Genomic DNA, 12,665 nt, shown 5'->3' with positions numbered 1-12,665 from the left:
GCCGGGAGGAGCGCCGACGCCCGCCCACCCCCCCGCCGGGGCGGGAGCCCCGTCACACTGCGACGTACGTCACAGGCTCGCTCCCCGCCACCGCCTCCGCGCGCCCCAGCTTCACCAGCCGTCGCAGATGGGCCTCCGCCTCCGAGACGGCGATGTTCCGCGAGCCGTGCGGGATCTGCGCCCAGGGCCGGTTCCACTCCATCCGCTCGGCCAGCTCCCAAGGCGTCAGTGGCGTGACAAGCAGCCCGAGCAGCCCGGTCAGCCGCTCCTCGTGGTGGTCCAGGAGTTCCCGTACGCGCCCCGCGGCATCCGCGAACGCGTACTGGTGGGCGGGCAGCACCTCCGCGACGTCGAGCCGGCCGATGCGCTCCAGCGAGTCGAGGTAGTCGCCCAGGGGGTCTCCCCAGCTCGAACGCGGCTGAGAGCTTGGGGAAGGGTCGGTGACCGTCGCGTCGTCCGGGTCCTCGTACAGCCCGATGTGCGGGCTGATCCCCGGCAGCAGATGGTCCCCGGAGAAGAGTCGGCCCCGACCGGGCAGATTCCTCGGATGCTCCTCCTCCAGATGCAGGCAGACATGGCCGGGCGTGTGCCCCGGCGTCCAGATGGCCCGCAGCTTGCGGCCCGCCAGGCCGAGGAGTTCACCGGGAACGATCTCCCGGTCCGGAAGCGCGGACCGCAGGCCGGGCAGGGTGCGCGTCCGGCCGCCCTCGGTCGCGGCGGCCCGCAGCGGCGCGAGATGCTCCTCGGGCGCGCCGACCGCCGTGAGCTTCGCCGCGAGGTACGTCAGCCAGGTGCCCGGCCGGGACTCGCGGGTGCGGCGCACGATCGCGGTGTCCGCCGCGTGCATGGCGATCCAGGCCCCGGACGCCTCGCGCACCTGCCCGGAGAGCCCGTGGTGGTCGGGGTGGTGGTGCGTGATGAGCACGCCGTGGATGTCGGCGACGTCCACGCCCACGGCGGTCAGCCCGGCGGTGAGTGTGTCCCATGCCTCCGGGTCGTCCCAGCCGGTGTCGATCAGGACCGGTCCACGATCGGTGTCGAGGACGTGCACCAGGGTGTGGCCGAGCGGATTGTCCGGGATGGGGACCCTGATGCTGTGCACGCCCCCGCCGTGGTCGGTCACCTGCGTCATGGTTCCCCACTCTCTCCGCGGCCTGGTGTGGCCCGGCCGGCGTACCGGACGTACGGCTGTGCGGTGCAACGTGCCCACTGCGACGTGCCCACTGTAACGAGAACTTGTTCCATTAGTAGCCCCAGTTGACCATCTATCCGATCGGGGGTCGGTCGGCAGTCCGGGTGGGCGCGGTCGCAGTCGTGGACTCCTGGAACTGGAACTGGTATCAGTTTTGACGGGCAATCAGCTCGCATACCGGTTCGCGGGAGGCAGCAGCCAATGACCGAGCTTGTCGAACACGGAAAACTGTTCATCGGCGGGGAGTTGGTCGATCCGCTGGGCCCGGAGGTCATCGAGGTCGTCTCGCCCCACACCGAACAGGTCATCGGCCGGGTGCCGCGCGCCTGCGAGGCGGACGTGGACCGGGCTGTCGCCGCCGCCCGGCGGGCGTTCGACGAGGGGCCCTGGCCGCGGATGACCGTGGACGAGCGGATCGCGGTGATCACCAGGATCAAGGACGCGTTCGCCGTCCGGTACGAGGAGATCGCCCGGGTCATCAGTTCGCAGAACGGCACCCCGTACACGTCCAGCGTGATGGTGCAGGCGCTCGCCGCGATGATGGTGTGGGACGCGGCGATCACTGTGGCCCGCACCTTCCCGTACGAGGAACGGCGGGACGGGGCGCTCGGGCCGCTGCTGGTGCGCCGGGAACCGGTGGGGGTGGTCGCGGCCGTGGTGCCGTGGAACGTTCCGCAGTTCACCGCTGCCGCCAAGCTCGCGCCCGCACTGCTGGCCGGCTGCTCCGCAGTCCTCAAGGTGTCGCCCGAATCCCCTCTGGACGCCTACCTCCTGGCCGAGATCGCCGCCGAGGCCGGGTTGCCGGAAGGGGTGTTGTCGATCCTTCCGGCCGACCGCGAGGTGAGCGAGTACCTGGTCGGGCATCCCGGCGTCGACAAGGTGTCGTTCACCGGGTCGGTGGTTGCCGGGCGCCGGGTGATGGAGGTCGCCTCCCGCAACCTCACCCGGGTCACGCTGGAGCTCGGCGGGAAGTCCGCGGCCGTGATCCTCGCGGACGCCGACCTGGACGCGGCCGTCGCCGGCATCGTCCCCTTCGCGTGGATGATCAACGGCCAGGCATGCGTCGCCCAGACCCGCATCCTGGTCCCGCGCTCCCGCTACGACGAGACGGCCGAGGCGTTCGCCGCGGCAGCGGGTGCGCTGAAGGTCGGCGACCCGCTCGACCCCGCCACCGAACTCGGCCCCCTCGTCGCGCGACGCCAGCAGCGGCGCTCGCTCGACTACATCCGGATCGGCCAGGACGAGGGCGCCAAGATCCTCACCGGCGGCGGCCGTCCGGCGTCCCAGGAACACGGATGGTACGTGGAGCCGACCCTCTTCGGTGACGTCGACAACTCCATGCGCATCGCCCGTGAGGAGATCTTCGGCCCCGTCATCTGCCTGCTTCCGTACGGCGACGAGGACGAGGCGGTACGCATCGCCAACGACTCCGACTACGGCCTCAGCGGCAGCGTCTGGACCGCCGACACCGAACGTGGCATCGACATCGCCCGCCGGGTCAGGACGGGCACGTACAGCGTGAACACCTTCAGCCTCGACATGCTCGGGCCGTTCGGCGGCTACAAGAACTCCGGTCTGGGGCGGGAGTTCGGGCCCGAGGGATACGGCGAGTACTTCGAGCACAAGATGATCCACCTGCCGGCCGGCTACCAGGGCGGTGCGTGATGGGGGACCGCTGGGCCGTGGAGGTCGACCGCGGGGTCTGCATCGGCTCCGGGATGTGTGTGAACCACGCTCCGGGCGGATTCGCACTGGATTCCGCCCGGCAGTCCCATCCGGCAGCCCCGGAGACCGACGCCAACGAGAAGGTCCTCGCCGCGGCCGAGGGATGCCCGGTCGAGGCGATCACGATCACGCTGGCCGGATCGGGGGAGGCCGTCTTCCCGCCGGAGGAGTAGGGGTGTCATGGTCGCCGGCGCCGACCAGGAGGACGACACCGAGCCCAGTGCCGCGCGTCAAGCCGATCAACGAGGTGAAGCCGTACCGGCCGACGGCCGGCGAGGCGGACGCCTACCCCCCGGCTCGCTCCGGCGCTGACCCGCCCGATACCCGCTACCTGCGGCTTCGGGATCTTCAGCGCGAGATCGAGGAGGGCCCGAACGTCATGGAGTCCTCCAACGGCGCCAACTCCGTGATCGCGTACGGCAAGGGCGGAGAGATCGCGTCGAACCGGTGCGGCGAGCAGGAGATGTTCGTCCTGTGCCTGCGCATCCTCCAGTCCGCCCTGGCCTACGTGAACACCCTGATGCTTCAGGACATCCTCGGCGAGCCGGAATGGGCGGACCTCCTCACACCCGCCGACCGGCGCGGCCTGACCCCCGCTGTTCTGGTCCCACGTCCGCCCGTACGGGGAGGTGAACCTCGACATGGATACCCGCCTGAACCTGACTGCGGTCACCGTGCCGGGCCCCCGAACACCAACGGACACCGACGAACAGCAGCCGGCCGGGCGTCCACGAACTCACATACACGTCCATTGATGCGAAGTTGGCGGTCAAGCCTGGAGCGGGTTCTACGCTGAGCCAGTGACCGAGACGCTGCCCCCCGTGGGCATTGACCTCTTCGACGTTGAACGGCTCCTGCTGACCGAAGCTGCGGAGCCGCCGCTGCCGCCCCGGGACGCTGAGGCCCGAGACCGGGTGTGGGACATGGCAGTCCGGGCCAACCCCACCCTCTTCGACGGGCCTGCGGTGGCGTGTGCGGGACTGGAACGGACCGGCCCGCGCATCCTGCGCCTCTCCTGGGTGCGTGTGACCTACCGGCACTACGCCTTGCGTCGCGTTCCCGGCGCCACCGCGCTGCCCTCGTTGTTCGTGAACGTCGTCCAGCCGACCGACGACGGCCGTGTGCTGGCAGCGAAGATGTCGCTCTCTACGGCCGCCCCGGGCCGCTGGCAGCTGCCAGGCGGGTCTGTGGAGCCTCCCCAGGACGGGGCGGTGCTGGACGAGTCGGCACTGGCCGGCCAGGCTGCGCGAGAACTCGCCGAGGAGTTGGGGATCGGCGTGGCCGCCGAGGATCTGAAGCTGTGGGTCGTCACCCGCGGCGAGAACGGCAGTGTCGGCCTGACCTACCTCGCCCCGGCCCTTCCCGAGGCAATGCTGCGCGCAGACTTCACCGTTGCTGCGGCAGCCGAGCGCGTCCAGGGACGCGAACCTGAACTCGACGACATTGCCCTGGTGCGGTCACCGGAGGAACTGGCCGGTCTGGACGGGCCGCACGCGGACTACCTGAAGCCGATCGTCTGCCGCTTCTTCGAGTGTCGCTGAGGTCAGGCGCCAGCGAGGAAGTCGCGTCCCCGTTCGTCGAGCTCAGCCACGCACCGCAGGCCACGGGCCCGGAAGCGTGCGAGGTCGCTGCGCATGCGGGAGACCGCCTTTCGGGTGCGGACGGAGCGGACACCGTCCATGTGGTCGATGGCCCGGTGCCAGGTGGCGCACGCCTGCTCAATGCTGCCGCGCCGGAGGTGCATCTCCGCGCCTGCGACCAGGTCCAGGGCGACGATCCGCGCGTAGGTACCTGCCGGGCGGGCCGTGGCGGCCAGCGCGTACTGCTCGGCGGCGGCCCGGTGGTCTCCTATGGTCTCGTGGACCTTGGCGGTGCGGGAGTACACCGAAGCGGCCGGTGGGCTCCAGGCCAACGCCCAGAACGGCACCTCGTCGCCGGGGGCACCGGTCAGCAGGGTGCGGGCATGTTCGGCCTCGGCCAAGGCCGCGCGGCGCTTGCCGCTCTTGGCCAGAGTGTGGGCGTGAACGACGCGGAAAAGGGCTTCGGTCTGGGCATCCACCCGCCCCTTGGCCCGGTTCAGGCCGGTCTCGGCCAAGCCCAGGCAGTGCTCAGGACGATGAAGCCTGAGGCCCTGCATAGCCATCGTGCGCATCACGAATCCGTCGTGCCCCCGCAGGCCGGATTCGGCGGCCAGGGCATATGACTGGAGGTAGTAGCGCTGGGCGAGTCCCTGCTGACCTGCGTCGTAGCTCTTCCAGCCCAGCAGGTGGACACCTCGGCTGGCGGCGGAAAGCATCTGCTGGCGGACGTCGTCGTTACGGAACCGGGCCCGGCACAACGGGGCGACGTCGTCGCGGAGGTAGGTCACCAGCGCGCTGCGGCCGTGCTGTCCGCCGTGGCGCTCGTCCATCTCGGAGAACGCGTGGATCATGTCGCGGACGGCGGCGACTTCGGCCAAACCAACGGTGGAGCCGGTGCGGGCGGCCGCGGTGCGGGCCGCGATGTCCTGGACGTGGCTGAGCGGTAAGGCTGCGGCTGCCACGGAGTACGCGGAGGCCGTCAGGAAGCGGCGGCGGTCCAACTCGTACCTCCACATCGGCAGCAGGGCGTCCAGCGGATCGCTCCCGAGAGACAGCCCGATGGTGTCACTCTCGGCCTCCGCTGGGGAGGGCAGGCCGAGGTCGGCGGGGGTCAGGAGGCGGCCCAGACGCCGGGAGAGCGCGACCGCAAGGTAGCGAGGTGTGTCGCCGCGGGGCACGGATCCGCTTAGCCAGTGCTCGACGTTGGACTTGTTCGTGCGTAAGCGTGCGCCGCATTCGGCGCCGACCGCGCAGACCGCCTTGGCCAGCGCCTCGTAGGTGAGGCCGGATTCGGCGACAAGAGCGCTGAGCTGGACGTTCGGCGTGCGCGTGGTCATGAGCACCTACCCGTATATACGCGATATACCGCTTGGCCTGCCCGTCACCGTACCGCTGTGATGAGCCCGCCGGTTGACTCTTCATCGGGCCTGAGCCCGGCGGCCGACACCAGCGCCATCCCGGATCTGCTCCCGTGCCCACGTCTGCGAACCGCATGCAGTACCCCATGCCCCGAGGAGGGATCGTCATGGTCGAGCAGGATGACCGCTGGATCGCCGCTACGGCATCGACTCTGCTGGCGGCGGAGTACGAGGGCGTCCCGATCGAAGCTTTGACCGTCCGGCGGCCGGGTTTGCCGTTGGAGACCGCCTACCAGGTGCAGAGGGCAGCGGTGGCCCGGCGGATTGCGGGCGGCGCGCGCGTCGTCGGCCACAAGGCCGGGGTGACCTCTCAGGCCATGCAGGAGCAGATGGGCGTCGACGAGCCGGACTCAGGTGTCCTGCTGGACGACATGGTGCTGACCACAGGCAACACCATGGCCCGGTGCGTGCTGATGCAGCCGCGGGTGGAGGCGGAGATCGCGTTCCGGCTCGGCCGTGACCTGGCGGGCGCGAACGTGGGCCTGGACGAGGTACGGGCGGCGGTGAAGAAGGTGTTCCTCGCCCTGGAGGTGATCGACACCCGGTTCACCAGCTGGCGCATCACGGTCGCAGACAGCATCGCCGACAACGCGTCCTGCGCTCGGGTCGTCACCGGGCCTATGGTGCCGCTCAGCGCGGACATGGACCTGGCCGCCGAGCTGCTGGTCGTCAGCGTCGACGGCACCACCATCGTCACCGGGGAAGGCCGCGCCGTCCTCGGCGACCCGCTCCGTGCCCTGGCCTGGCTCGCCGGACGGCTGCACCGCTTCGGCGATGGCCTGCGCGCCGGGCAGCTGGTCCTGGCCGGTGCTGTGCACGCCAGCCTCCCCCTGGAAGCCCGGAGCACGGTACGTGCCCGCTCGCCGCATCTGCCGCCGGTCGAGCTGCACGTGCGCTAGTCCGCAGCGCCCGGCGTTCCGCCGGCCCCGCACCCCTCATGCACCACCCTTCCTCTTGAACGAAGGAGCGGCCGATGGCTGCTGATGAACAGAGTCTGCGTGTCGCGGTACTCGGCGCGGGCCTGATCGGCGTCGACCTCGTCGACAAGATCCGCCAGTCTGGGAAGCTGGAACTCGCCCTGGTGGCAGGCCGCGACCGGGACAGCCTGGGCCTGCGCCGGGCGGCTGAGATGGGCCACCCGACCACAGCTGGCGGGATCCGCGCCGTGGTGGACGCCGGGCCCTTCGATGCGGTCTTCGATGCCACCAACGCCGAGAGTCACGCCGAGCACTGGGCGGCGCTGTGCCCGACCGGCACCACCCTGATCGACCTGACTCCCACTGGGCTCGGCACGGTCATTGTCCCGGGCGTCAACAGCCACCGGTCGGCGGCCCACCGGCATCTGAACCTCGTCAGCTGCGGCGGGCAGGCGGCCATCCCGGTCCTGCACGCCATCTCCCAGCGCTGCACCCCCACCTACATCGAAGTGGTCTCCACCGGAGCGAGCGCGAGCGCCGGCCAGGCCACCCGCCTCAACCTCGACCAGTACATCGCCACCACCTCTGCCGCAATCCGGACGTTCACCGGCACCCGGAACGCGAAGGTGATGGTCAACCTCAGCCCCGCCCGGCCCGCCCCGCCGTTCCGGGTGGCCATGACCGTCCTCGCGGACGGCATCCGCCCCGCACCGGTCCGCACGAGCATCGCGGCCGCCGCCCAGGCCGTGCGTGCCTACACGCCCGGGTTCAAGGTGACCTCGCTCGCTGTGGACCCGGGCCGGATCTCGGTCGTGGTGGAGGTGACCGCCTCCGGCGGCCGCCTGCCCAGCCACGCCGGAAGCGTCGACATCATCAACGCCGCCGCCGTCTTGCTCGCCGAGCAGTCGGCCGCCGCCTCCCGATGAAGGGAACTCCGTCTATGGACACCACCCCGCACGAGCGGACCCGGATCCTCCTGCACGACCCGACCCTGCGCGACGGCCATCACGCGGTCGGCCACCAGCTCGACGCCGACCAGCTCCGCGCCTACGCCACCGCCGCGAACGCCGCTGGAGTGTCGGTGGTGGAGGTTGGCCACGGCAACGGGCTGGGCGCCTCCAGCCTCCAGATCGGCCGCGCCAGGCTCGACGACGCCACGATGCTTACAACCGTCCGCGAGGCCCTCACCTTTTCGCGGATGGGCGTCTTCATGGCCCCCGGCTGGGGCACCTCCAAGGACCTGGCGGCCGCCGTCCACCACGGCGCTGACGTCGTGCGGATCGCCGCGCACTGCACCGAGGCCGACGTCACCGAACGCCACCTCGGTGTGGTCCGCGACCTCAGAGCCGAAGCCCAGGGCGTCCTGCTCATGAGCCACATGGCCAGCCCCGGCGAGCTCGCCGAACAGTGCGCCCTGATGGTGAAGTTCGGCGCCCAGGCGGTTGGCATCATGGACTCTGCCGGCCACTACCTCCCCGGCGACGTCACCGAGCGCGTGCACGCCATCGCCGACGTTGTCGACGTGCCGGTCATCTTCCACGGCCACAACAACCTGGGCCTGGCCGTGGCGAACAGCCTTGCCGCTGTGGACGCCGGGGCGTCCGTTATCGACGCGACCGCCGGTGGGTTCGGCGCCGGGGCCGGCAACACCCAACTCGAAGTCCTCGTGGCCGTCCTCGAACGCTGTGGCGTCGAGACCGATATCAGCCTGCGCGAGATCCTGGCCGCCGCCGATGTCGCCGCCGAACGCCTGATGAAGGCCCCGCCGGCCATCGACTCGATCGCCGTGGCCAGCGGGCTCGCCGGGGTGTTCTCCGGCTTCAAGCGGCCCGTCCTTCAGACCGCCCGCACCGAGGGCATCGACCCCATCGACCTGTTCCTCGCCCTTGGCGAGCGGCAAGTTGTCGCCGGGCAGGAGGACCTGATCAGCGACGTCGCCCGGCAGCTCAAGGCGGCCACCCGATGACTGCCGCATCCGGAGTTGCCGGGAGGGCGGCCGTAGTCAGCGGGGTCGGCGCAGCGCTGCCCCCGCGTATTGTCTTGAACGCCGACCTGACCGCACGTCTGGACACCACGGACGAGTGGATCCGCTCGCGGACCGGCATCGCCCGGCGGCACATCGCCGGGGCAGACCTGTCCACGACCGACCTTGCCGTACGGGCCGCCGCCCAGGCCCTCGCCAACGGCGAACCGGTCACGGCGGAGGCCGTGGTGGTGGCCACGACCACCCCGGACCGCTGCTGTCCGGCCACCGCCCCCACCGTTGCCACCCGGCTCGGGCTGACCGGCATCCCCGCCTACGACCTCGCGGCCGGCTGCACCGGCTTCCTCTACGCCCTTGCCACGGCGGCCGGGTTCATCGCCGCCGGTAACGCGCGGACCGTCCTGGTCGTCGGCGTCGACCGCCTCGCCACCCTTCCCGGCCCCGAAGACCGCACGACTGTCCCGCTGTTTGGCGACGGCGCCGGAGCCGTGGTGCTGCGCCGCGGCAGCGCGGACGAGGCCGGGGCGCTCGGGCCGGTGGTACTGGGCAGCGACGGCACCGGCGCTGACCTGATCCGGGCTCCCCGCCCCGGCGCCCTGCACATGGACGGAGGCGAGGTCTTCCGGCACGCGGTCGACCGCATGTCCACCGCCTCCCGCCAGGCCGTCACCGCCGCCGGGTGGGAACTCGCGGACGTCGACCGCCTGGTTCCGCACCAGGCCAACAGCCGCATCACTGCTTTTGTCGCCTGCCAGCTCGGCGTCGCCGACGACCGCCAGCTCAGCAATATCGCCGAGACCGGCAACACCGGCGCCGCGTCCATCCCTCTGCTCCTGGCCCGCTCCGCCGCCGACGGCCGCCTCAAGCCCGGCCACCGCACCCTGCTCACCTCGTTCGGCGCCGGACTGACCTGGGGCGCCACCACCCTCACCTGGCCCGACCTCTCTCACCCGCCTTCCTGAAGGAGCCGGACATGACCGGTGACCTCACCAGCATCCTGACCGATGACCTCAAGCTGCCCGCCGACCGGCTAACCGACGACGCGAGCCTCGACCATGCCGGATTCGACTCCCTCGCCGTTGTCGAGCTGTCCGTCCTCCTCGCCGACCGCTACGGCATCGACGTCAGCGACAGCGACATCAAGGACGCCGCCACCCTCGGCCAGCTCGACCTCCTCATCATCACCAAGCGCAGCGGAAGGTGACCACTCCATGACCAGCACCAGCCGCCGGCCCGGACGGGCCTGGATCATCACCCCCGGCCTGCATGGAGACCGCTTCGCCAGCGCGCAGAAGTCCGGCGCAGCGGTCGCCATCGTCGACATCGAGGACTCCATCGCCCTCCCCGACAAGCAGAACGCCCGCACCGCCTCCGAAGCGTTCTTCGCTCTCCCCGACCCGCAGTGCACCCGTGGCATCCGGATGAACAGCCTCACGACGATCGACGGCATCAAGGACATCGTCGCCCTCGCCGCCTACACCGCCCGGCCCGACCTCATCGTGGTCCCCAAGGTGGAATCCCCCCGCGACATCGAACTCGTCGCCGCAGCGCTCGACGCCGACAGCTACACACCCGACATCTGGGCGCTGATCGAAAGCCCCCGGGCCTTCGACACCCTCCCCACGATCATGCGCGCGCCCCGGATCGGCGGCGTCATCTTCGGCTCCGCCGACTACGCCGCCTCCGTCCGCTGCAGCCTGGGCTGGGACGCCCTCCACTACGCCCGCTCGGCCCTCATCAACGCGGCCACCGCCGCGAACATCCCCGCCATCGACGCCCCCACCTGGGAGCTCGACAACCCCGGCATCCTGCGCCGCGACGCCGAGCGGGCCAAGGAACTCGGCTTCTACGGCAAGGGCTGCGTCCACCCCCGCCACGTGCAGGTGATCAACGACGTTTTCACGCCCACCGCCGAGGAAATCACCCAGGCCCGCGCCGTCGTCGCAGCCTCCGACGCTAGCGGCGGAACGGTGACCACCGTGGACGGGCAGATGCGCGGCACCCCCTTCTTCAACGCCGCCCGCGCGCTCGTCGCCGAAGCGGACCGTACGTCATGACCCCCGGCCTGCCCCACGGCTACCGCCAGATCGACGACGACCGGATCCGCGAGAGCGTCGGCCTCTCCTACCCCGAACTCGCCCCCGGCCTGGTCATCGAGCACCGGCCCGGCCGGACCGTCACCGAAGTCGACAGCCTGCTGGGAGCCGCCCTGAGCGGCAACGTCGCCCCCATCCACACTGATGCCCGCTACAGCAGCCAGACCCGGTGGGGCCGCATCCTGGTCTGCTCCGGTGTCACCCTCAACCTCGTAGCCGGCATGACCGTCCGCAGCATCAGCGGCCTGACCACCGCCAACCTCGCCGTAGACCAAGTGCGCTTCACCGTGCCCGTCCACATTGGCGACACCCTGTACGCCGAGACGAAGATCCTCACCCGCCGAACCTCCGAAAGCCGTCCCGACACCGGAGTCATCACCTGCCACACCACTGCCCACAACCAGGACAACACCAGCGTCCTGGCCTTCACCCGCACCTTCCTCGTGCCCCTGGATGCCGACGCCGCCCGCGACGCCACCCACTACTGAAGGCGGACCATGAACGAGCAACTGACCTTCGCCCCAGCCGATGACTGCCTGTGGGAGCAATACGACCAGCTCGCCACCCGCGCCTACGGTCACCCGGTCGGCGACATCACCCACCTGCGCGAGCACGCCAACCTCCAGGTCGCCGTCCGCGGCGGCCGGGTCGTCGCGGGCGGCCTCGGCCTCCTCGTTGACCAGTTCTTCGGCGGCGCTCCCGTCCCCAGCGCCTGCCTCGGCGACGGCTGCGTGGCTCCCGAGGAACGCGGCGAGCACCTGGCCGCCGACATGGTCACCGAACGACTGCGCCCTTTGATTGAGCGCGGAGCGGTGATCTCCGCGATCGTGACCTCCTCCACCGGCTACGCTCGCCGCCTCGGATGGGAGGCCCCCACCGGCGTCCTCGCCTGGGCGGTGGCCACCGACGACCTCAAACGCTCCTTCGCCAGTGAGGACTTCGAGGTCGAGCACGGACTGACCGACGAAGCCGAAGCTCTCCAACGCGGCCTCGCCCGCCAGTGGAACGGCCCCGTCCACCGGCCCACCTGGTGGAGCCGGTGGAAGCAGGACAAGAGCAACCTCACCACCTACCGCTTCGCCCGGCCCGGCCACCCCACCGCCGGCCTGCTCAGCCTTACCACCAAACGGCACGAACGTCACGGCATGAGCCTGGTCGTCCACGACTTCTGGGCCGTCAGCCAGCCCACCGCCGCCGCCATGCTCGCCTTCCTCGGCCGCCACAACACCCGCGCCCGCACGATCGAGTTCCGGCGCGGTGCCCTTCCGCCCTACCCCACCCTCCTCCACGGACTTCGCCACCACCGCACAACCGCTGAAGCCTGGCACCCCTGGATGCTTCGCATCCTCGACATCCCCGAGGCCATCCGGCTCCGCGGGTGGCCCAACGACCTCACCACCGCCGTACCGATGGAGATCCAGAACGAGACCGGCGACTGGGACCGGTGGATGCTTCAGATCAAGGCCGGAACGGCCGAGTTCGTCCCCACCCACGTCGAGGGGCAGGTGACCTTCACACGGCGCCAGCTCGCGGTCTGGTACTCCGGCGGCTACCGGTCCACCACCTCGGCCCGCATGGCCGGAGTCCACGCCGTATCGGAGAAGGCTCTGGCGACCCTCGTCCGCAGCACGGCAGAGCTCGAGCCCTGGCTGCCCGACCACTTCTAGCAGCCACGTGTGTTTCCCTCCGTCACCTTGCCTGAGTGTCGGCAAACGATCGTTATCTTGAGCCGCCCGAAGGGCGTCCTTGACGT

14 protein-coding genes are annotated in these 12,665 nt (G+C 70.6%); 12 read left to right on the top strand and 2 right to left on the bottom strand.

What is annotated here, in order from left to right; all coding sequences use genetic code 11:
• Nucleotides 1–52: 52 nt before the first annotated feature.
• Nucleotides 53–1,132, bottom strand: coding sequence for a Strvi_7410 family MBL fold metallo-hydrolase (locus ABT115_RS25950; protein WP_351794352.1), 1,080 nt, complete (start codon nucleotides 1,130–1,132; stop codon nucleotides 53–55).
• 261 nt (nucleotides 1,133–1,393) lie between these two features.
• On the opposite strand from ABT115_RS25950, the gene ABT115_RS25945 reads away from it, so the two are divergent.
• From ABT115_RS25945 to ABT115_RS25930, 4 genes are read left to right on the top strand one after another with little or no spacing between them, the layout of a single operon-like run.
• Nucleotides 1,394–2,857 carry an aldehyde dehydrogenase gene (locus ABT115_RS25945; RefSeq protein WP_351794349.1) on the top strand — a complete coding sequence of 488 codons (1,464 nt, stop codon included), beginning with the start codon at nucleotides 1,394–1,396 and terminating at the stop codon, nucleotides 2,855–2,857.
• Nucleotides 2,857–3,090, top strand: a complete 234-nt coding sequence (locus ABT115_RS25940) for a ferredoxin (protein WP_351794346.1) — start codon at nucleotides 2,857–2,859, stop codon at nucleotides 3,088–3,090. Before ABT115_RS25945 ends, ABT115_RS25940 begins: the two co-directional genes overlap by 1 nt.
• Before the next feature lie 47 nt (nucleotides 3,091–3,137).
• On the top strand, nucleotides 3,138–3,713 hold the full coding sequence (locus tag ABT115_RS25935) for a Tn3 family transposase (protein WP_351794343.1): 576 nt from the start codon (nucleotides 3,138–3,140) through the stop codon (nucleotides 3,711–3,713).
• Between the two features lie 4 nt (nucleotides 3,714–3,717).
• Nucleotides 3,718–4,458 carry an NUDIX domain-containing protein gene (locus ABT115_RS25930; RefSeq protein ID WP_351794340.1) on the top strand — a complete coding sequence of 247 codons (741 nt, stop codon included), beginning with the start codon at nucleotides 3,718–3,720 and terminating at the stop codon, nucleotides 4,456–4,458.
• Between the two features lie 2 nt (nucleotides 4,459–4,460).
• Here the strand turns inward: ABT115_RS25930 and ABT115_RS25925 are convergent, their stop codons facing one another.
• Complete coding sequence (locus ABT115_RS25925) at nucleotides 4,461–5,834, bottom strand: NsdA family TPR-like regulatory protein (protein ID WP_351794337.1); 1,374 nt, start codon at nucleotides 5,832–5,834, stop codon at nucleotides 4,461–4,463.
• Nucleotides 5,835–6,022: 188 nt separating this feature from the next.
• Here ABT115_RS25925 and ABT115_RS25920 point away from each other — a divergent pair, with 188 nt between their 5' ends.
• The 8 genes from ABT115_RS25920 to ABT115_RS25885 all read left to right on the top strand — a co-directional run bounded on the left by ABT115_RS25920 (nucleotide 6,023) and on the right by ABT115_RS25885 (nucleotide 12,579).
• Entirely contained in the window at nucleotides 6,023–6,814 is a 792-nt protein-coding gene (locus ABT115_RS25920) for a 2-keto-4-pentenoate hydratase (RefSeq protein ID WP_351794335.1), read from the top strand.
• A 74-nt stretch (nucleotides 6,815–6,888) separates the two neighbouring features.
• Complete coding sequence (locus ABT115_RS25915; protein WP_351794332.1) at nucleotides 6,889–7,758, top strand: acetaldehyde dehydrogenase (acetylating); 870 nt, start codon at nucleotides 6,889–6,891, stop codon at nucleotides 7,756–7,758.
• Between the two features lie 14 nt (nucleotides 7,759–7,772).
• Nucleotides 7,773–8,798: a 4-hydroxy-2-oxovalerate aldolase gene (dmpG, locus tag ABT115_RS25910; protein ID WP_351794329.1), complete on the top strand. Its 1,026-nt coding sequence runs from the start codon at nucleotides 7,773–7,775 to the stop codon at nucleotides 8,796–8,798.
• On the top strand, nucleotides 8,795–9,778 hold the full coding sequence (locus ABT115_RS25905; protein ID WP_351794326.1) for a beta-ketoacyl-ACP synthase III: 984 nt from the start codon (nucleotides 8,795–8,797) through the stop codon (nucleotides 9,776–9,778). The genes dmpG and ABT115_RS25905 overlap by 4 nt, the downstream gene beginning before the upstream one ends.
• A gap of 11 nt (nucleotides 9,779–9,789) precedes the next feature.
• A complete protein-coding gene (locus tag ABT115_RS25900) occupies nucleotides 9,790–10,020 on the top strand; it encodes an acyl carrier protein (RefSeq protein ID WP_351794323.1) in 231 nt (76 codons plus the stop codon).
• Between the two features lie 7 nt (nucleotides 10,021–10,027).
• On the top strand, nucleotides 10,028–10,873 hold the full coding sequence (locus ABT115_RS25895; protein ID WP_351794320.1) for an HpcH/HpaI aldolase/citrate lyase family protein: 846 nt from the start codon (nucleotides 10,028–10,030) through the stop codon (nucleotides 10,871–10,873).
• Nucleotides 10,870–11,400 (top strand): MaoC family dehydratase, encoded by a 531-nt coding sequence (locus ABT115_RS25890; RefSeq protein WP_351794317.1) that lies wholly within the window; start codon nucleotides 10,870–10,872, stop codon nucleotides 11,398–11,400. Before ABT115_RS25895 ends, ABT115_RS25890 begins: the two co-directional genes overlap by 4 nt.
• 9 nt (nucleotides 11,401–11,409) lie before the next feature.
• Entirely contained in the window at nucleotides 11,410–12,579 is a 1,170-nt protein-coding gene (locus ABT115_RS25885; RefSeq protein ID WP_351794314.1) for a GNAT family N-acetyltransferase, read from the top strand.
• Nucleotides 12,580–12,665: the final 86 nt, after the last annotated feature.

Origin of the sequence: Streptomyces sp. NPDC001832, from assembly GCF_040297265.1 — a bacterium.
Lineage (GTDB): Bacteria > Actinomycetota > Actinomycetes > Streptomycetales > Streptomycetaceae > Streptomyces.
This window is presented reverse-complemented; position numbering and strand designations above follow the sequence as displayed.